We start from the raw sequence: 18,317 nt of genomic DNA on the forward strand, positions 1-18,317 counted from the left end.
GGGGGTGTGTGCATCAGCCAATCTGGTGAGCGCTGACCCAAGGGGCATGGTCCGGACTGGTTCCTTTATGAGGAAGTCGAGAAAGGGTAATGGATCCGCGCTCGCGCCACCAAGGGCGGGATATCTTCGCCGGCTGATCGACGTCGTCATTCGAACCACGGTTCGATGTCAGGAACTCAACGCGGTAGCCGTCGGCATTCTGAAATGCCGACCAGCCCTGGATCCCGTTCGATGTGGAACTGGTCGGAAGCTGGCATCGACGCCCTGCAGCAGCTCAACGGCAGACTGTCTTCAACCTCCCGACTGATGGCATAGTCCTGGGCCAATGGCCGCGCCAAAGTCGGCAGGTCGTACTGATCGTACATGCTTTGCTAAAAGCCGCCCCCTATTCCCGCGCGCCCTCACCACTGGTGCCAGAGAGCAGCGGAATGAGCATGACGAAATACGATCTTTCACGCTATTTTCAACGAAAAATTTGCGAATTCTGTAGGGTGCCTATCGTAGTCGCGAAAAGGGAGGGGAATATCCCTCTCCTTCTACGATCGCTTTGCGCTTCGCCAGCTACAACGGACCGCCGTCGTCCTCGTTTGTCCGCAGGTCGCCGCATTTGTCAAATGTTGAGGTAGTTGCGCCAAGCCACCACAATCAAAATCATCGAATAGGTCAAATGATGAGCGAGCTGATCGCCGCCGTGCAGCATCCAGAATGAGCGCGTATTTACTGCGCAAGGATGACGGCGGCCGTGAACGGCCTTGAGATGATCGATCAGGAAATGAACCAAAAACTCGCCGGACGCAACAGCGACACTCCACGTCAGGTACGGCATTGTTAGCCACAGGATTGGCAGGGTCGCAGCGGCGTGAATGCCTGCGTGGACATATGCTCCCGGTTTCCTGAAATTCCCTTTGCCACCTATTATCCAGGCAGGCTGCAGCACGTAATCGGCCACGAAATGCTTGATCTGCAGCCAAACGAGCGTTGTGAGGAGGAGGCAATCAATCGCCATGTCGCGCTACCTGCTCCCGCTCAATGTCAGGATCGATCGTATGCACGCAAACTGGCACAGCCTTTCCTCGGATGTTTACGGCTCCCAACACTCTCGCATGGAGATGGCCTCGCGTCCTGCGGAACGTTTCGTCGCTCAGCGCGATCTCCACGCCCTTCTCCTTCGCGGCGCCGACGAGCCGGCTCGCGAGATTGACGACGTCGCCGATCGCCGTGTAGCTCAGCCTTTCTGCCGAGCCAATATTGCCGACAAGCGCCACGCCACTATTGATGCCGATACGCACGCGAATGGCATCGTGCTTCGGCGCGATAGGAGGCATGGCGTGCATGGAGTCACGGATTGCCGCCGCGGCGCGACACGCACGCAGTGCGTGATCGGGCTCGTCGCTTGGCGCATTCCAGATTGCCATCACCGCATCGCCGATGAATTTGTCGACCGTACCGCCCTCCGCATGAATGGCGGCAATCGACGAGGTTAGAAAACGCGTCAGGCTTGGCTCGACGCCGCTGCCGAGTTCTTCGGTCAGTTCCGTGAAGCCAGGTAAATCGGCAAACAGGACTGTTATTTCCCTCAGTTCACCGCCTGGACGAGGCTCGATGCCGCCATCGACAAGCGGACGAACGACCTCGATCGGCATAAAGCGTGCGAAGGCGGAAAGGCCACCCGACATCCGTTTCAGCGCGAATGAAAAATCGTCGAGTTCGGCCAGCAGCGTCGGACGATGCTCAACGGCCTCGAGTTCAAACCTCTCGATAAGGTGCAGTTGCCCGGCAAGGCGGGACAGTGGTCGAGTGAAGAGCGTTCTGGCAAACAGGATCGCAGTCACTGCTGCGAGCAGCGCGATGGCGCCAATTATGAAGATTACGCGCTCGGTATTGGCATCGATGTCGCCGGCAAAGGTCGCCCTCGGTATCGCGGTGACCAGTCGCCAATCTTCGAACGGCAGCTTGCCCGACGACACGAAGACCGGACCGAGGCTTTTGCTGTCGACCAGCGTCCTAGAGCTGTCGCCCCCGTTGCGGGTCGCCGCCGTGGCGACCGCCGCGGCCAAAGCATCGGATGGAGGGAAATCCTTGAGATGCGCCGCCACGACACCATCGGATGGTTCTGATGTCGCCAATACCATATCGTCTCTGGCGAGGAGGAAGGCCTTGCTGCCCTTCGGAACCTTGAGTGCGGAAAGCGTGGCCGACAGCCGATTCAGGCTGACCGCCACCATCACCACGCCTTCGAAATGCTTGAAGACTTCAACCCTTTTGGAGACCACGATCGCCGGCTCGAAGCCATTGGGCAAAATGCTGACGACAGTCCAGGCCGCTTCCGTGCTCATGCTGCCGCGCCGGTACCACGGCGAGCCCTCCGGGATGTAGACGCTTTCGGACTTCAGGCGGTTCTCAAAGAAAATATCACCAGGTATCGGCTTATAGAGATCACGGCGCAATGGGCGCGGCTTTCCGAGAGCCGCGGCGCCAATCTCCACCATTTCTATCTCACCGTCCGGCATCGCGTGCGAGCCGAAAAAACGGCCATCCGGGAAGCCGAACCCGATCCAGGCGATCGCCGGCTGCTCGCGCAGCAGCGACAGGAACAGGAACTCGCGCTTGACCTCGTCGTCAGGCCGGACCGCACCCTGAAAAAAAACGGATCTGATGATCTCCGCGCTGCTGGAAACCAGCGCCAGATTTGAGGTCAGCGCATTGCGGACGGCGGCGGTGCTTTGGGCGTCGAGGCTGGCGACAACCGTTTCGACATTCTGGGTGGCCGTGCGATACCAGACCAGATGGACAAGCGTTGCCGTGGACAACACTGCAAGCAACAGCAACGCCGTGACTGCGCGTCCCATTTTAACCCGTGGGAAACCCCTAGCGTTCATGGCGATCGGTAATCAGGCGGGCGCTGCGATCATAGCGAACGTAGGCCAGAGCCCAATCCATGAACACCGCGGCGCGATTGCGGAAACCGACAAGAAACCAAAGATGCGCAACATTCCACACCAGCCAAGCACCAAAACCCGACAACCGGATTCGCCCGAAGTCGGCAACCGCCGCCTTGCGCCCGATCGTCGCCAGACGGCCAAAATCACGGTAGCGGAACGGCTCGATGGCCAGACCGTCAAGATTGGCGAGAATAGCGCGTGCCGTGTGCTCGCCCATCTGCTTGGCGGCTGGCGCGACGCCCGGAACTGCCCCGCCGTTTTCATCCGTTACCGCCGCGGTGTCGCCAATTACGAAGATGTCATTGTTGCCTGGCGGGTTGAGATTTCGGTCGACATGGACGCGGCCGACGCGATCGGCAGGCACGCCTAGCCATTTCGCTGCTTTGGAAGCCATGACGCCGGCCGCCCACAGTACACAGGATGATTGAATTTCCCGCCCGTCGGCAAGTGTAACACCTTGAACATCGCAGCGCGTCACCGCCGCCTTGAGAAGTACCTCGACGCCAAGCATCTCCAGGTGCCGCCGGGCTTTCTCAGACAGTTTCGGCGGCATGGCGGGCAGCACGACACCACCGGCCTCGACCAGGACGACGCGCGCGGAGGACGAGTCGATGCGTCGAAAATCGCGAACGATGACTTTTTTCGCCAGTTCGGCAATGGCGCCTGCCAGCTCAACGCCGGTCGGACCGCCGCCGACGACGACGAAGGTCAGAAAGCGCTCGCGGTCGGCCTGATCTTCGGCAGCCTCGGCGCGTTCGAAGGCCGACAGGATACGGGCGCGGATTTCGGTCGCGTCGGCGATCGTCTTCAATCCGGGTGCCGTCTCCGCCCATTCATCATTGCCGAAATATGCGTGCCTGGCGCCTGTCGCGATGATCAGATAGTCGTAAGGAATGCGGCGGTTGGCCGTCTGGACGATCCGGGCCTCCTTGTCGATCCCCTCGGCGCGCTCCATCAGAACGGTGACGTTGCCTTGTCGCGAGAGGATGCGGCGGATCGGCACGGCAATTTGCGCCGGAGAAAGCCCGGCTGTCGCCACCTGGTAGAGCAAAGGCTGGAACAGATGGTAGTTGCGCCGGTCAATGACCGTCACATCGACATTCGCATGCCGCAGTCCCATGGCCGCGGCAAGACCGCCAAATCCGGCCCCGAGGATGACCACCTTCTGACGGCGAGTAGCCTTTAAAGCATTCCGATTGATCGCGGGCGAACCGCTATCGGCCTCCTCTACCCTGATACGCATGGCTCAGCGCTCCCTCAGAAACAGGCGGCTGGCGACATAGTCGAGCGAAACAACACCGGCTCCGCGCGTCAAGATCAACAACAGCGGCGCGGTCCAGAGCAAATGATCGGGCCAGTTCTGCGGATAGACGAGGAGCTGGATAGCCGAAATCACGCCAAGCAACATCAGGGTGGCAAGTCGCGAGAAGAGGCCGAGAAAAATCAATATGGAGCCGCTCAGCTCGGCCGTCGTCGCGAGCCCGGCGGCCACGCCGGGATCGATGACGGGCAGCCTGTATTCAAGCGTGAACAACTGCAGCGTTGTCGGCCAGGAGGCAAGCTTGCTCTGCGACGACTGCCAGAAGACGTGAGCGACGGCCAGGCGAGAGGCGAGTTGGGCAAGCGAGAGCGGCAGGATGTTCAAACGCTGCAACGCGGAGACGTAGAGTCCGGCAATCCCGCCTTTGCAGCCCGTTGCGACAGAGTTGATCATGGTCATGATTTCCATCCTTCAATTGGTTGGGAGCTGGATGTGGCGAATGCGGGCTACGAGGCCTTCGGCGAACAAGCCGCTCAAGGCAGTCGCGAGATCGAAATCCGGCGTTCGGAAAAGGATATGGTCGACCGCCGCCTCCAGACTTGCACGCTTCTTCAGTGCATGCAGGAATGCGAAATGCCGAACTTCGAGACGCAGAAAACGCACGCTTTCGCTGGTTCGCCACAAAGCGATGCGCTCAGGTCGGCGGCGCAATGCCGTTAGCGCCCCGATCTGTCCGCCCGGCTGATGCGCCGACCAGATTTCCAGTGCCGGCCAACGACAGACGAGCAGACGCAGCGACGGCTGAAGAAAAATTTGTGGAACCGTGTCGGCTTCGCCGTCTGCAAGCTGCTCCAAGATGCAGCCCGGCAATGCCGGTGCGTCAAGCGCTTCCGCAATCATCCATTCCAGCCGGGCGGTTTCGGCGATGAAGGGCATCGAACGAATGTCTTCGAACCCGGCCAGAAAGCCGGGGAAATTGCCGCCATAGCGGACGAGCCGCGCCTCCTGTGGCGGATTGCTGCGTATGAAGACACCGGCAACGTAACGAAAGTAGTTTTCGCTTAAAAGCTGCACCGTGACCGGGAAAACCGCGATCAAGGTCGCCGTCAGCGAGGCGAAGGCGTTGTTGCGGTAGATATTGAACCGGCGCAGCGGGTCGAAAGCAGCTTTGGCCAACACCGGAGCAACGTCACTGCGATCGCCATGCAGAATGGCCTGGGCGATCCTTGACTGCAGGGCGCAATTAGAAAGCATGGCCACTCCTCCTTGTCCCTGAATGAATGGCGAAGACGGACGGCTTGATCGTCGCCATCGCGGCAAGTGCCGGCATTGGCCCTTTCGTGCTGGCGGGCCGCAACGGCAGGATCATGCCGTCGAACCGGCTCGTCTGAGGCGCTGGCCTTGCGGTCAGCATTCGATCTTCGAAGGCGATCGATTGGGCGAGCAGATCGGCCCACATGGCTTCGCCGAGCAGCACGTCCAGAGCGGGGACATCGGTATCCCATTCGATAAGCGTGGGACGATGTCCGATTTTCCGGATAGCATAGGCATAGAGTGACCAGACGGCCGGCGGAACGCGGGAGCCATGGTCGTCGATCAGCACGATATCGCCCTCAACCTCGTTGACCGCGTGGCCGGCGAGGTGAATTTCGCCGACGGCATGCGCCGGGAGCTGATCAATGAAGGCTTTGGCGTCGAAGCCGAGATTGCATGCCGATACATAAACGTTGTTGACGTCGAGGAGCAGACCGCAACCGGTGAGCCGGACGAGTTCGCCGAGAAACTCCGCCTCGCTCATGGTTGAACCCTCGAAGGCGATATAGGCCGAGAGGTTTTCGATAAAGACACGCCGTTGAAGCGCATCCTGAAGCCGCAAGACATTGGCGGCGACGATGGCCAGTGCCTGCGCATCATAGCGCAGCGGCAGAAGGTCATTCAGATAGGCGCCATCTGCAACGCTCCAAGCAAGGTGCTCGGAAACAAGGCCCGGCTGGAAACGCAGGCAGAGCTTGCGCATGCGTTCCAAGTGATGTCGATCAAGACCGGAGCTGCTGCCGAGCGACAGGCCGACACCGTGGATCGACAGGGGATAGCTTTCCCGCAGCCGCTCAAGCGCATCGACGGCCGCCGAGCCGCCCATATAATTTTCCGCATGGACTTCGAGCCACCCCGCCGATGGGCGGCGGGACAGCATTTCGCCGATATGCTGGGAGCGAAGACCGATGCCAGCGGCGTTCGGCACCGGATTGCTCGGGAATATCTTGGACATCGGTTGCTCCTTTCGGATGTGCAGTTAAGAGTTTGAGAGAGGTCAGGCCTTGGGTTCGGTACTGCCGCCGGTAATTTTGCTGCAGGTGCCGGCCGGAATGTAAATCCAGGAATCCTTGGCATTATCGGCCGTCGCCGTGCCGGCGCAGGAATGGCTGGCGGTCTGGCAGTCGTTCAGGCCCGCCTTGACGACGCCAAAGCATTTTTCGAATGAGAAATCCGGCTTGGCAGCAGGGCCGGCAAAGGCGCTGGCTGCGCTCATGGAGGCGGCAGCGGCAATAGCCGAGCTGATAAGAAAACGTGAAGCATTCATGAGAAGTCTCCTGGTTCGTGGGGTCAAACCGCCACCGGCTTGACTAACTAACTTTCCCAGAAGTCCGCTTCCGTCTGAAATGCTGTCTCCGCATCGTTTCGATACGCCGTCTCTATGCTTCGGCCGTCGACCCCATCCCAAAAAAGAACCCCCGTTGGAAGAGACGGGGGCTAAAGAGGCAGGATTTTGCAAATATCGGGAGTGAGCATTCTCGAGGATCAAAGATAGCGTTCGCGGATGTCCACCGTCGATCGTTTGCCGATGTCGTCGTAGTTGGCGAGCAGCCAGAGATCGGCGCATTCACGGCCGCGATCCCTCAAGTCCACGAGCGCTCCCCAGTCTGCGTTTAGCTTGCTCGACACGCTGAGATTCTTCATTGTGTCGTCGTCTGAGATACCGTGCACGAAAACACGCTTGAGATTTGGCGGCGGCGTCATCTGGGCGTCGATAAGCTGCGTGACGAAAGCCACTGCGCGCATCTCCCTGAGCAGCGACGAGTTGAAGCTGATCTCGTTGATGCGGTTGAGAATTTCACCTGCGGTTCGCGGCAGGTCGGTTCTTTCGATCGGGTTGATATGGACCACGAGAACATCGGGGGTATCGCAGCCATAGATCAGCGGGAATATCGCGGGATTTCCCATATAGCCGCCGTCCCAATAGGCTTCCCCATCGATTTCCACCGCCTGGAACAGGAAGGGCAGGCAGGCGGACGCCATAACCGCATCGGTGGAGAGCTCGTCATTGCCGAAGACCTTCACCTTGCCGGTCCTCACATTGGTGGCACAAATGCTGAGTTTGACGGGGCAGCGCGCCATTCGGATCGCGTCGAGATCGATCGATTGTTCCAGCACCTGGCGCAGCGGATTGAAATTGAATGGGTTGAACTGGTAGGGCGACATCAGCCGAGTGACCAGGTCGAACATGACAAATGCCGGGGAGAACTCCAACGATTTCGAACCGGTAAGACGGTCGAGCAAAGTCGGCTGCAAAGGTCCCGATGTGGCCGCATGGCTGACGCGGCGCCAAAAGTTGGCGAGCGCGCTCTGCGCCCCGCTTCGTCCGCCCGCAGCAAGGCCGTAAGCCATGACGGCGGCGTTCATCGCGCCGGCGCTGGTCGCCACGATGCCTTCAAAAGAAAGGCTGGGCTCATCAAGCAGCCGATCGAGCACACCCCAGGTGAAGGCGCCATGCGCGCCGCCGCCCTGCAATGCAAGATTGATCATCCGTGGTTCCCGCCCGGCTACGGAGAACTCGGGCTGCATGCTGGGCTGTGTTCCCATATGTTTGTTCACGATTGCCTCCCTCCTGGTTCGAATGACTGGTCAGTGCGCGGTCCAGCCGCCGTCGACCGGAATAGCGGTCCCGGTGATCGACCCAGCAAGTTCGCCGCAGAGAAACACGGTGAGCGCACCCATTTCTTCGATGGTTGCAAAACGCTTGGTTGGTTGGTTCTTCAGGAAAACATCGCGGATCACCGCATCTCGCGCAATCCTATGCGACTTCGCCTGATCTTCGATCTGGTGTTCGACGAGCGGCGTCCAGACATAGCCGGGGCAGATCGCATTGGATGTGACGCCGAACTCCGCGCCTTCGAGTGCGATCGTCTTTGTGAAGCCGACGATGCCATGCTTGGCCGCCACATAGGCGGACTTGAACGGCGACGCGACCAATCCGTGAGCTGACGCCACATTGATGATCCGGCCGTAGCCTCTGGCGCACATGCCGTCGAATGTCGACTGCACCAGATGAAAAGCGGCGGAGAGATTGATGGCGAGGATGGCGTCCCACTTTTCCGGCGGAAACTTGCCGATCGGCGAAACGTGCTGGATGCCAGCATTGTTGATGACGATGTCGACCTGGCCAAACCGCGCGGCCGCCCTCTCGACCATCATTCGAATGGCTTCCGGCTTTGCCATGTCAGCGGCGTCGTAGGCGACGTCGACGTCATTGTCGCCTGCGATGCCGGCACGCAGCGCCTCGATCTCGGCAGGGTCGCCAAAACCGTTCAACATCACGGCCGCACCTGAGCGAGCAAGTGCATGCGCGATGCCAAGACCGATCCCGCTGGTGGAGCCGGTGACGATGGCGCTGCGCCCTTCCAGGGGCTTGCGGCCGACAAGAGTATCAATTTGGGGATCAAAGGCGTTCAGCATAGGCGCTCTCCACTGCAATCGACGACACTTTCTGGCGTCGTACGGTTACAGTGGAGTATTGGCGCTCATTTTAGAAATGCCGCTCGGGTATGGAATTGATAAATCCATGGCATTGGATGAGAATGCCGCCGCTGTAGAGAATTGCAGCATATAAAAATCGCGTTCATCCCGGGGGGCGGCGATGGATATTCATCATATACGCTATTTCTTGGCCGTCTGCGAAACACGCAATTTCACGCGTGCAGCCGAAAGATGCAATGTTACTCAACCGGCCCTCAGCCGGGCCATACAGCAGCTTGAGGACGAGGTCGGTGGCCTGTTGTTCCGCCGCGAGCGCAATCTCACCCATATCACAGATCTCGGCAATCTGCTCCGGCCACGGTTCCAGCAGATTCAGGATGAGCTCATGGGCGTTCGGACGGAGGCCTCACGATTTCTCTGTCTGAGCGAAGCCAACCTCAAGGTCGGTATCATGTGTACGATCGGGCCGCGGCGGTTCACCGGTCTCCTGACCGACTTCAACATGCGTCACAAGGGCATCCAGCTGCAACTGATCGAAGGCGTGCCGACGAGACTGTCCGATCTGTTGGAGACCGGCGAAATCGATGTGGCGCTGATGTCAACGGCAACGGATTTTCCGGAACGGTTCGACGTGACCTCGCTCTTCCGCGAGAGGTTCATGCTCGCCTTTCCTGCCGGCCACAGGCTCAGTCAATACGACGCCATTCCCATTGCCGCGATCGATGGAGAAGTCTACCTGCGTCGCGTCAACTGCGAGTATTGGGACTACCTCTCGGATCTTTGCGAAGCACAGGGTGTCAAGACGCTCGTTTCCTACTCCAGCGAACGCGAAGACTGGATCCAGAACCTTGTCGCCGGCGGCTTGGGCATTTGTTTCATCCCTGAATATAGCGCCGTCATTCCCGGACTGCAGGTGCGACCTGTCGCGGAACCGGAGGTCAGCCGGGAAGTCTGTCTCGTGACTGTCGCCGGCCGTCGCTTTTCGCCGGCAGTTTCCGTCTTTGTCGGCGCAGTGAAATCCTATGGCTGGGCTTCCCCGCCAACCCGACCGCATTGATTGATGTATCGTACTGCCCCTCTTGAACATGGCCTGGCATTTGCCGGGCTTTTCCTGCTTGTTCGGCAATCGGCAATAGCCCACGGCTATCGAATTCAAAAGCATCTGGCATTTCTCTTTCGGTCGGCGCTCCGCCACTCTCCTCACATGCTCGACACCGATCTTGCCGAGCCCCAACAAGGAGAACCACCGATGTTGCCCTCATTCAAAACCCGCCGAGTCTCTATGGCTATGCTCGCCTTTAACGCACTGACTTTCGCCGCCGGCCTGCACGCCTCATTTGCCTTTGCCGGTGATTGCCCAGCCGGTCAAGTTGCCGAAGATGGCATGAAGCCCGGCGCGATGATGCCGAAGGGCGTCACCGACAGCGTCCTCAAGACAATCGATCTTTCCTCCAAGGGTGATGCCTGGAAGGGCAGCATGCTGCGCATGCGAAAGCTCGTCGTAGAGCCGGGCGGCGTTGTTCCCTGGCATTCGCATGATATGCGCCCGGCAAATATCCTGATCGCCTCCGGCTCGATCACCGAATATCGCAGCACCTGCAAGCTGCCGATCCTGCACAAGGCGGGCGAGGTCACCGCAGAGTTCGGCCACCTCTCCCATTGGTGGAAGAACAACGGAAAGGTTCCGGCCGTGCTTTATTCCTCCGATATTTTGAGCCCGGAGATGCACGACGACGAGACAGCGATGTGATCGCTGCCTTGTCCGTTGACCCAGCCCTTTGAGCCACGCTCCGGCGTTTTCGGCCATTGCCGAAATCGCCGCATTTCGGGGGACCTAGCGATGACCGATATCGAACAGCCGCTCGCATCTCTTCATGCGGACAAGACACTTCGTGCGGACAGTTGGCGATTTGGACTGATAGCCCTTATTGCGTTCCTGACCCTTGTCGACCTCTTCGCGGCACAGGCGGTGTTGCCTTCGCTGGTGGAGAGATTCCAGGTGAGCCGCGCCACGATGGGTTTTGCCGTCAATGCCAGCACATTCGGCATGGCGATCGCCGGTCTGCTCGTGGCTTTTTTCGGCGGTGATGTCGACCGGCGCAACGGCATCTGGATCAGTCTCGCCCTTCTGTCCGTCCCGACGACGCTGCTGGCATTTACCGACAACATTATTGTCTTCGCAGCGTTACGGGTGCTTCAGGGACTATGCATGTCGACCGCCTTTACGCTCACGGCAGCCTACCTGTCTGAACATTATTCCGCCGGGAAAACCGCTGGAGCGCTCGCAGCCTATGTCACAGGCAATGTCGCGAGCAATCTCTTTGGCCGTATGCTGTCTGCCGCTATCGCCGGCATCGGCGGCCTTTCGCTGAATTTTCTTATGTTCGCAGGACTTAATCTCCTCGGCGCCGCCTTGGTTTGGTTCACGCTCAAGAAAACCGCGAGCATGATGCGCACGGACAATCGAGGCAGCGTTGGCAGGCGCATCTGGAGCGTTCACCTTGCCGACCCGGACCTGCGCCGCCTCTTCGTGATCGGTTTCCTGATCCTGTTCGTGTTCATCGGCACCTATACCTATGTAAACTTCCAGATCGTCGCACTGGGTGTCGCGCCGATGGCGCTCGGCCTTGTCTATCTTGTCTTTCTCCCTTCGATCGTGACCACGCCGTTTGCCGGGAAGCTTGCAAGCCATGTCGGGTCGAACGCGGCAATCGTGTTGACCCTGGCAATGGCCGTCGTCGGCCTCGTGGCGCTTCTCAGTACAAATTTGCCAATCATTCTCGGCGGACTGACGCTGCTGGCAATCGGCACGTTCCTGGCGCAAGCGATTGCCACCGGCCTCATCGGCCGGCGTGCGATGAGCGACAAGGCCGGTGCCAGCGGCATCTATCTGGCATCCTACTATACCGGCGGCATGATCGGCAGTCTGGCTCTCGGACAGGTCTATGACCATCTTGGCTGGAACGCCTGCGTGTTTGTCCTGATCGCCGCACTCGGCGCAGCAATGCTGTTCGGAGGTTCGTTAAGCGCGCCACCATCATAAGTCCAGCCTCTCGAAGCAGCCGGAACGCTGTTCCGCCCCCACCTGACAACCACGCTGAAGATCTACCCAACCAAAGGAGTGAATGACATGCAAAGAGTGATCAACCTGTTCTTCACCGCCATGCTTTTATTGGCTGCTGCACTCGTGGCAACGCCCGCCTCCATCGCCCACGCAGGTGCCCGCGACGGCGTCGTTGTTCTGAAAAGCCGTTACTCGGTTGACGAGACCGTCAGTAAGATCAAGGCCAATGTCGCCGAGAAGGGCATCATGCTTTTCGATGATATTGATCAAGCGGCTCTCGGCACGGCTGCCGGCAACACGGTCCTCCCTTCACGGCTGATTCTGTTCGGCAATCCGGCACTCGGAACGAAATTTATCACAGCCAATCCCACAGCAGGCCTCGATTGGCCCGTCCGTGTTCTCGTCTACGAAACCAAGGATGGGGCGGTTCGGGTCGCGTATACGGATTTTGCCTGGATCGCGCGGCGCCACGGCATCACCAGCCGTGACAAAGAATTCAAGATGGCGTCTGAGGTCATCAAAGCAGTGACGGCACCGGATCGCCAATAGCCTGCGGCTGACCACTCTTTTGAGGGTGCCCGACCGTAGAATTAGGGTCGGGCCTTTTTTCTAGATTATCTAACGAACGACCCGTGAGCTCTCGCCTTGCAGGAATTCGAACCTAAAACCTCGCACCGACAGTATAAAGCTTTTGCTTTACAACGTCCCAGCATAAAGCGGCGCTACACTGCGGTGCGGCTAGTCTAGCAAGAGCCTGATAAACCGACGGGAATTGATCATTGTCCGTGTTGATGCTGCTAATGCGATGTCGCATCTGCGAAGGGTGGAAGAGCTCTAGATTCGGCAAGGCATTATCAGGTTCGTCGCCCAAGCAACAGGCGGCCGAAGCCGCCCCGCGCCTTTATGAACTCATCAGGCCGCACCTGGCCGATTGATCGTCAGGAAGTGGCGGACGACAGGCTTGTCCGCTCCGGCATGATAGGCGAGTACCTTGCCTTGGAGATCAGCGTCGGCGTTCGACACCCGCTTGTGCTGGCGAAGATGCTCGGCCCAGGATTCCACCATGAACCACTCGACGATTTCCTCCGGGTCGGCCGAGTCCTCGGTGACGCCCCAGCCAAAGGCGCCGTCGCGACGACGCTCCTGGGAGAGCTGGTCGAGGGCGTGCAGGAATGCGCTGCGCTGATGCTTCTCGACCTTGTATTCGATCAGGATCAGAACCGGGCCGCGGTCATGGGCGACGGGTTCGGCCACAAGAGGCTCCGGCCAGTGGTTCGAAGGCACCAGGTCGGCTTCGCCTGCCGGTAGTTTCACGCGATGCATGATGAAGCCCGCAACAAGCAGACCTGCCGCGCCGATGAGCAGTGTGGACTGGATGCCGACGGCCTCGCCGACGGCGCCCCAGCCGAGGCTGCCGGCCGTCATGGCGCCGTTGAAGACTGTCAGGTAGACGGCGAGGCCGCGACCCCGCACCCAGTTGGGCAGAACGGACTGGGCAGTGCCGTTCAGAGTGGTGAGGGCAGTGATCCACGCGGCGCCGAGGAATAGGAGCACGACGATCGCGACAATCTTTGGCGGCGCAAGCGCAAGGATTCCCATGACCCAAGCGGTTACGACAGCGGCGCCGAGAAGCAGGCCGTCGGAATTCAGGCGTTCGCGCAGCTTCGGCATCACCAAGGCCCCGCCGATCGCGCCAACGCCGACTGCGCCAAGCAGGATGCCGTAGAAGCTGGCGTCGCCATCCAGCAGCTGCCGGGCCACGAGTGGCAAGAGCGCCCAGACTGCGCTGGTAAAGGCGAAGAAGATCGTGGCGCGCAGAAGGACGACGTGTAGCGGTCTGCTGGAGCGGGTATATCGAAGTCCTGCACGGAATGCGCCGAAGAAGTGCTCCTGAAGGACGTCGTTGGCGCTCTTGGCGCGCGGCCACCAGAGCAGCGCGGCGATGACCACGAGATAGCTGGCGACGTCGGCACCGTAGGTTAGCGCCGCGCCGAAACCGGCGAGAAGCAGTCCTCCGGCCGCAGGGCCGATCGAGCGGGCGATGTTGATGCCGAGCGAGTTCAGCGCGACAGCGCTCTTTACGTCCTCGCGCTTCACCAGTTCCGGAACGATCGCCTGCCAGGTCGGCCCCATCAGCGCGGCCCCGATGCCGCCGAGGAAGGTCAGGCCGACCAGGGCGCTGACCGAGAGCATGTTCGTCTGGGACAGAACCATCAGCGAGATGCTCACCGATGCCAGCAGAAGCTGGACGGCGATCAGGAACTTGCGGCGGTCGAGGATATCGGTGAGAACGCCCGCGGGAATGGCGAGCAGGAAGATCGGCAAAGTCCCCGCCGCCTGAACCATCGCTACCGCGGCCGGCGACGCGGAGAGATCCGTCATCAGCCAGGAACTGGCGACGTCGCGCATGAAGCTTCCGGTATTGCCGAGGACGGTGGCGGCCCATAGAACCGCAAAGACGGGTTGTGCAAGAGGCGCGAAGGTGCCCCCGGACGACTTGGCTGTGCTCATTTGCCTGCTCCCTTGGTGAGGTCGTATGCGGCGACGAAAACGAACGCGCCTGCGAGGCCCAGATGCTCGAAGAAGGCGTTAATCGCCATCATTCGTTCCATTCCGGGTGCCATCTCCCAGAAGCGCAGTGCGATGAAGGTTGCAAGGATCGTGAAGCCCGCGAGCGCGAGAGCGCCCGCCCCGCGCAGGAGCCCGGAGACGACCATCGTGGAGGCCGTCAGCTCGAAGACGATGACGGCCACCGCGAAGAAGGGCGCCGGGTGGAGGCCGAAGTGATCCATCTCGGCAAGCGCGCCGCTGAAGTCGGCAATCTTGGAAAGTGGCCCTTGTATATAGGCTGCGCAGAGCGCGAGAAGGGCGGTCGTTTGCAGGGCCGGCGCCGAGGTGATGTCGGCGAGCAGCCTGCGCTTCGCTGAATTTGATTGGCTGGTCATTGTTGCTCCTGTGATCGTGGCCGGCCGGCTCAAGCGGCGCCGGTGGCCTCTGAGGAGCGATATTGACGAGAACCTCATCTTCTAACAATTGCATCAATCGTTTCCATTTAATTGCGCCAGTCGCAATTATCGGCAGCGCCGAATTCTGGATGGCAGAACGAAAAAGGGCAGCGGTTGTGGCCGCTGCCCGTTCGATCGCTGATGATGAGATCGCCTCAGACCGCCCAGCAGGAGCAGCCGAGTGCACCGAAGAAACCCTTGAGGTCGGCGATCGGAAGTTTCGACGTCCAGGCACCGGCATGGTCGTGTCCGTGGACGCCGCAGTCGCTGGCGCAACCGCATATCGAGATCGCGGTGCGGCGCAGCGAACGCGCTCCGGCACCGTCGGGCTCGCCCCAAGCAGCGTATCCGCCAAACTTGCGTACCGGCGACCAATCCGGCATGGCAGGGGGGATGTTGTTCTCATCAAGCGCCATGAACTCGCCCGCACCATAGACGATTCTGCCGCCGACCATGGTGAGCTCCGAGACGATGAACGAGACCTCGTCTTCAGGGCAGGAGAAGAAATCCTTGTCCGGCACGACGAGGTCGGCAAACTGGCCCTTCTCGATCCGGCCCTTCTTGCCCTCCTCGTTGGAGAACCAGGTAACCTTCTCCGTCCACATGCGAAGCGCCGTCTCGCGGTCGAGGCAATTGGCGCGCGGATAGAGCTGCATGCCGCCGACCGTCTTCCCGGTCACCATCCAGGAGAGCGATACCCATGGATTGTAGGAGGCGACGCGGGTGGCGTCGGTGCCCGCAGAGACAGGCACGCCCTTATCAAGCATCTTTCTGATCGGTGGCGTCGCCTCGGCAACACCGTGGCCATAGCGCTCCACAAAGTATTCGCCCTGGTAGGCCATGCGATGCTGGGTGGCGATACCGCCTCCAAGGGCTGCGATCCGGTCGATGGACCGGTCGGAGATCGTCTCCGCATGGTCGAAGAACCAGTTCAAACCATCGAGCGGGATGTCCTTGTTGACCTTCTCGAAGACGTCGAGCGAGCGTGAGATGGTTTCGTCGTACGTGGCGTGCATGCGCCAGGGCCAGCGGTTTTCCGCAAGAATGCGAACCACGTCTTCAAGCTCGCCTTCCATTTCCGGGGGCATGTCCGGACGCGGCTGGCGGAAATCCTCGAAGTCGGCGGCCGAGAAGACCAGCATCTCGCCGGCGCCGTTATGGCGGAAGTAGTCGTTGCCCTGCTTGTATTTCGCAGACTGCGTCCAGTTGAGGAAGTCCTGCTTCTCTTCCTTGGGCTTCTGGGTGAACAAGTTATAGGCCAGACGAACCGTCATCTGGTTTTCGTCGGACAGCTTCTGAATGACCTCGTAGTCGTCCGGGTAGGTTTGGTAACCACCACCCGCGTCGATCACGCCCGTCACACCGAGGCGGTTGAGTTCGCGCATGAAGTGGCGGGTCGAATTCGCCTGATAGTCGAGGGGAAGCTTCGGCCCCTTTGCGAGCGTCGAGTACAAGATGCCCGCGTTCGGCTTGGCGAGCAGCAGGCCAGTTGGATTGCCGTTGGCGTCACGTGTGATCTCGCCGCCGGGAGGGTTGGGCGTATCGCGCGTGTAGCCGACCGCCCGCAACGCCGCCCCATTCAGGAGCGCGCGATCGTAGAGGTGTAGAAGGAAGACGGGCGTGTCGGGTGCGACCGCATTGATCTCCTCGATCGTCGGCAGGCGCTTCTCGACGAACTGGTGTTCGGTGAAGCCGCCAACGACACGGACCCATTGCGGCGCCGGGGTGATCGCGACCTGACGCTTGAGCATATCCATAGCGTCGGCGAGCGAGCGAACGCCGTCCCAGCGCAATTCCATGTTGTAGTTCAGCCCGCCACGGACGACATGGGTATGGTTGTCGATCAAGCCGGGTAAAACGCGCTTGCCCTTGAGGTCGATGATCTTCGTGCTGGAGCCGGCGAGCGCCATGATGTCGCTGTCGACACCGACCTCAAGAAACAAACCATCCTTGATGGCGATCGCGGTTGCGTTCGGATTGGTGCGGTCGAGCGTGGTTACGCGGCCGTTGTGGAGGATCAGGTCGGGATACATGGTGTCTACTCCGGTCTGCTTGGGATCGGCGGCTTTTGCCGGGGAGAAGAGGTTTGAGAACGCCAGACTAGACGCCCCGCCCAGAAAGGATCGGCGCGTCGTCATCAGCTCCGCAGCCCCTCTACGTCCGTCGCTGCCCGATGGGCAACCTCGACTTGCTCGTTGCCCTCGGGGAGGTGACCGAACATATGCGGCTTGATCTGGTTGATCCACGAGAGCGCCGCGGGTTCCTTCGCCAGCAGCGTCTTGGCGAAGGGGATGAGCTGCTCGCCGACGAGAATGCCGAGCAGGCCGACGAGCGCGATGACAGGTGGCGCCGGCGAGCGGACGTTCAGAAGGCTGTAGACGGTTCCGACGAGCAGACCCGCGCCGAGCGACATGAGATACATTTTCATGGGACACCTTTCCGATTCGAAGCCGCTCCGGCGGGTTGCCGGAGCGGCGGGGAGAATATTACTTCGCCGGGTTCGGTCCGATCCGCTTGCCGTGCTTGACGCGTTCTTCCGCGCCATGAACCATCGTGTAGGCATAGTCGATCCCCATGCCGTAGGCGCCGGAATGCTCCTTCACCAGCGTGGTGACTGCGTTGTAGGTCTCCTTGCGTGCCCAGTCGCGCTGCCATTCTAGCAGGACCTGCTGCCAGGTGACGGGGATCACCCCTGCCTGCGCCATGCGATCCATGGCGCGGTTGTGGGCTTCCAGCGAGGTGCCGCCGGAGGCGTCGGCCACCATGTAGATCTCGTAATCCGAAACGTCGTTGAGAGCCGAGAGGGCGAACGTGGTGTTGCAGACTTCCGTCCAGAGACCGGAGACGACGATCTTCTTGCGGCCGTTGGCGGCATTCTTCGCCAGCGCGTCGCGGACGTTCTGGTCGTCCCAGGAATTCATCGAGGTCCGTTCGAGGATGTCGTTCTCAGGGAAGACCGCGAGCAGTTCGGGATATGTGTTGCCGGAGAAGGACAGCGTCTCGACCGTGGTGATGGTGGTCGGGATATTGAAGATCTTTGCAGCTTTGGCGAGGGCCACGACGTTGTTCTTCAGTGTCTGCCGGTCGATCGACTGGACGCCGAACGCCATCTGCGGCTGCTGGTCGATGAAGATGAGCTGGCTGTTTGCAGGGGTCAGGACTTCGAGCTTGGACATGGTTCTCTTCCTCTTGGTTGCGGCCCGCGAACGGTGCCAAAATCGCTAGCGCTGTCGGGAGCTCCCCGGCCTGCTTGCCAGTTCGCTTGCCGTCTTGGCTGCTGAAATCGAACC

Annotated in this window: 18 protein-coding genes and 1 pseudogene; 4 read left to right on the forward strand and 15 right to left on the reverse strand. The window is 60.3% G+C overall.

Annotation, left to right across the window (positions count from 1 at the left end):
- Positions 1 to 45 precede the first annotated feature (45 nt).
- From CO670_RS33370 to CO670_RS17945, 10 genes and pseudogenes are all read right to left on the reverse strand, one after another.
- Positions 46 to 326 (reverse strand): annotated as a pseudogene (locus CO670_RS33370) (GSU2403 family nucleotidyltransferase fold protein); the annotation flags it as partial.
- 284 nt (positions 327 to 610) lie between these two features.
- The gene (locus tag CO670_RS17905) at positions 611 to 1,006 is read right to left on the reverse strand and encodes a DUF3307 domain-containing protein (RefSeq protein WP_097591471.1); all 396 of its coding nucleotides are present in this window, start codon (positions 1,004 to 1,006) and stop codon (positions 611 to 613) included.
- On the reverse strand, positions 996 to 2,879 hold the full coding sequence (locus CO670_RS17910; protein ID WP_097591472.1) for an adenylate/guanylate cyclase domain-containing protein: 1,884 nt from the start codon (positions 2,877 to 2,879) through the stop codon (positions 996 to 998). The genes CO670_RS17905 and CO670_RS17910 overlap by 11 nt, the downstream gene beginning before the upstream one ends.
- Positions 2,869 to 4,185: an NAD(P)/FAD-dependent oxidoreductase gene (locus CO670_RS17915; RefSeq protein WP_097591473.1), complete on the reverse strand. Its 1,317-nt coding sequence runs from the start codon at positions 4,183 to 4,185 to the stop codon at positions 2,869 to 2,871. The genes CO670_RS17910 and CO670_RS17915 overlap by 11 nt, the downstream gene beginning before the upstream one ends.
- Before the next feature lie 3 nt (positions 4,186 to 4,188).
- On the reverse strand, positions 4,189 to 4,662 hold the full coding sequence (locus CO670_RS17920) for a DoxX family protein (protein WP_097591512.1): 474 nt from the start codon (positions 4,660 to 4,662) through the stop codon (positions 4,189 to 4,191).
- Between the two features lie 12 nt (positions 4,663 to 4,674).
- The gene (locus CO670_RS17925; RefSeq protein WP_097591474.1) at positions 4,675 to 5,457 is read right to left on the reverse strand and encodes a putative DNA-binding domain-containing protein; all 783 of its coding nucleotides are present in this window, start codon (positions 5,455 to 5,457) and stop codon (positions 4,675 to 4,677) included.
- Complete coding sequence (locus CO670_RS17930) at positions 5,447 to 6,472, reverse strand: DUF692 domain-containing protein (protein WP_097591475.1); 1,026 nt, start codon at positions 6,470 to 6,472, stop codon at positions 5,447 to 5,449. Before CO670_RS17930 ends, CO670_RS17925 begins: the two co-directional genes overlap by 11 nt.
- Positions 6,473 to 6,514: 42 nt before the next feature.
- Positions 6,515 to 6,784 carry a DUF2282 domain-containing protein gene (locus CO670_RS17935; RefSeq protein WP_097591476.1) on the reverse strand — a complete coding sequence of 90 codons (270 nt, stop codon included), beginning with the start codon at positions 6,782 to 6,784 and terminating at the stop codon, positions 6,515 to 6,517.
- 218 nt (positions 6,785 to 7,002) lie between these two features.
- A complete protein-coding gene (locus CO670_RS17940; protein ID WP_097591477.1) occupies positions 7,003 to 8,064 on the reverse strand; it encodes a patatin-like phospholipase family protein in 1,062 nt (353 codons plus the stop codon).
- A 42-nt stretch (positions 8,065 to 8,106) separates the two neighbouring features.
- Complete coding sequence (locus CO670_RS17945; RefSeq protein ID WP_097591478.1) at positions 8,107 to 8,937, reverse strand: 3-hydroxybutyrate dehydrogenase; 831 nt, start codon at positions 8,935 to 8,937, stop codon at positions 8,107 to 8,109.
- 181 nt (positions 8,938 to 9,118) lie between these two features.
- Here CO670_RS17945 and CO670_RS17950 point away from each other — a divergent pair, with 181 nt between their 5' ends.
- The 4 genes from CO670_RS17950 to CO670_RS17965 all read left to right on the forward strand — a co-directional run bounded on the left by CO670_RS17950 (position 9,119) and on the right by CO670_RS17965 (position 12,571).
- Positions 9,119 to 10,015 (forward strand): LysR family transcriptional regulator, encoded by an 897-nt coding sequence (locus CO670_RS17950; RefSeq protein WP_097591479.1) that lies wholly within the window; start codon positions 9,119 to 9,121, stop codon positions 10,013 to 10,015.
- Between the two features lie 225 nt (positions 10,016 to 10,240).
- Positions 10,241 to 10,708, forward strand: a complete 468-nt coding sequence (locus tag CO670_RS17955) for a cupin (protein WP_245425878.1) — start codon at positions 10,241 to 10,243, stop codon at positions 10,706 to 10,708.
- A 90-nt stretch (positions 10,709 to 10,798) separates the two neighbouring features.
- The gene (locus tag CO670_RS17960) at positions 10,799 to 12,001 is read left to right on the forward strand and encodes an MFS transporter (RefSeq protein ID WP_097591481.1); all 1,203 of its coding nucleotides are present in this window, start codon (positions 10,799 to 10,801) and stop codon (positions 11,999 to 12,001) included.
- A gap of 87 nt (positions 12,002 to 12,088) precedes the next feature.
- Entirely contained in the window at positions 12,089 to 12,571 is a 483-nt protein-coding gene (locus CO670_RS17965; RefSeq protein ID WP_097591482.1) for a DUF302 domain-containing protein, read from the forward strand.
- A gap of 363 nt (positions 12,572 to 12,934) precedes the next feature.
- On the opposite strand, the gene CO670_RS17970 is transcribed toward CO670_RS17965, so the two are convergent.
- The 5 genes from CO670_RS17970 to CO670_RS17990 all read right to left on the reverse strand — a co-directional run bounded on the left by CO670_RS17970 (position 12,935) and on the right by CO670_RS17990 (position 18,203).
- The gene (locus CO670_RS17970; protein ID WP_097591483.1) at positions 12,935 to 14,533 is read right to left on the reverse strand and encodes an MFS transporter; all 1,599 of its coding nucleotides are present in this window, start codon (positions 14,531 to 14,533) and stop codon (positions 12,935 to 12,937) included.
- On the reverse strand, positions 14,530 to 14,967 hold the full coding sequence (locus CO670_RS17975) for a DoxX family protein (protein ID WP_097591484.1): 438 nt from the start codon (positions 14,965 to 14,967) through the stop codon (positions 14,530 to 14,532). The genes CO670_RS17970 and CO670_RS17975 overlap by 4 nt, the downstream gene beginning before the upstream one ends.
- A gap of 215 nt (positions 14,968 to 15,182) precedes the next feature.
- Positions 15,183 to 17,165, reverse strand: a complete 1,983-nt coding sequence (locus tag CO670_RS17980; protein ID WP_097591485.1) for an amidohydrolase — start codon at positions 17,163 to 17,165, stop codon at positions 15,183 to 15,185.
- The gene (locus CO670_RS17985; protein ID WP_097591486.1) at positions 17,165 to 17,455 is read right to left on the reverse strand and encodes a XapX domain-containing protein; all 291 of its coding nucleotides are present in this window, start codon (positions 17,453 to 17,455) and stop codon (positions 17,165 to 17,167) included. The genes CO670_RS17980 and CO670_RS17985 overlap by 1 nt, the downstream gene beginning before the upstream one ends.
- Positions 17,456 to 17,513: 58 nt before the next feature.
- A complete protein-coding gene (locus CO670_RS17990) occupies positions 17,514 to 18,203 on the reverse strand; it encodes a hydrolase (protein WP_097591487.1) in 690 nt (229 codons plus the stop codon).
- Positions 18,204 to 18,317 lie beyond the last annotated feature (114 nt).

The sequence above is a fragment of the Rhizobium sp. J15 genome (assembly GCF_002531825.1).
Classification (GTDB): domain Bacteria; phylum Pseudomonadota; class Alphaproteobacteria; order Rhizobiales; family Rhizobiaceae; genus Rhizobium.

Coding starts and splice junctions, on each gene's coding strand:
- CO670_RS17925 (WP_097591474.1), bottom strand. CDS start 5,457: ATGCTTTCTAATTGCGCCCTGCAGTCAAGGATCGCCCAGGCCATTCTG.
- CO670_RS17985 (WP_097591486.1), bottom strand. CDS start 17,455: ATGAAAATGTATCTCATGTCGCTCGGCGCGGGTCTGCTCGTCGGAACC.
- CO670_RS17990 (WP_097591487.1), bottom strand. CDS start 18,203: ATGTCCAAGCTCGAAGTCCTGACCCCTGCAAACAGCCAGCTCATCTTC.
- CO670_RS17930 (WP_097591475.1), bottom strand. CDS start 6,472: ATGTCCAAGATATTCCCGAGCAATCCGGTGCCGAACGCCGCTGGCATC.
- CO670_RS17970 (WP_097591483.1), bottom strand. CDS start 14,533: ATGAGCACAGCCAAGTCGTCCGGGGGCACCTTCGCGCCTCTTGCACAA.
- CO670_RS17915 (WP_097591473.1), bottom strand. CDS start 4,185: ATGCGTATCAGGGTAGAGGAGGCCGATAGCGGTTCGCCCGCGATCAAT.
- CO670_RS17910 (WP_097591472.1), bottom strand. CDS start 2,879: ATGAACGCTAGGGGTTTCCCACGGGTTAAAATGGGACGCGCAGTCACG.
- CO670_RS17965 (WP_097591482.1), top strand. CDS start 12,089: ATGCAAAGAGTGATCAACCTGTTCTTCACCGCCATGCTTTTATTGGCT.
- CO670_RS17920 (WP_097591512.1), bottom strand. CDS start 4,662: ATGACCATGATCAACTCTGTCGCAACGGGCTGCAAAGGCGGGATTGCC.
- CO670_RS17905 (WP_097591471.1), bottom strand. CDS start 1,006: ATGGCGATTGATTGCCTCCTCCTCACAACGCTCGTTTGGCTGCAGATC.
- CO670_RS17980 (WP_097591485.1), bottom strand. CDS start 17,165: ATGACGACGCGCCGATCCTTTCTGGGCGGGGCGTCTAGTCTGGCGTTC.
- CO670_RS17960 (WP_097591481.1), top strand. CDS start 10,799: ATGACCGATATCGAACAGCCGCTCGCATCTCTTCATGCGGACAAGACA.
- CO670_RS17940 (WP_097591477.1), bottom strand. CDS start 8,064: ATGGGAACACAGCCCAGCATGCAGCCCGAGTTCTCCGTAGCCGGGCGG.
- CO670_RS17935 (WP_097591476.1), bottom strand. CDS start 6,784: ATGAATGCTTCACGTTTTCTTATCAGCTCGGCTATTGCCGCTGCCGCC.
- CO670_RS17945 (WP_097591478.1), bottom strand. CDS start 8,937: ATGCTGAACGCCTTTGATCCCCAAATTGATACTCTTGTCGGCCGCAAG.
- CO670_RS17975 (WP_097591484.1), bottom strand. CDS start 14,967: ATGACCAGCCAATCAAATTCAGCGAAGCGCAGGCTGCTCGCCGACATC.
- CO670_RS17955 (WP_245425878.1), top strand. CDS start 10,241: ATGGCTATGCTCGCCTTTAACGCACTGACTTTCGCCGCCGGCCTGCAC.
- CO670_RS17950 (WP_097591479.1), top strand. CDS start 9,119: ATGGATATTCATCATATACGCTATTTCTTGGCCGTCTGCGAAACACGC.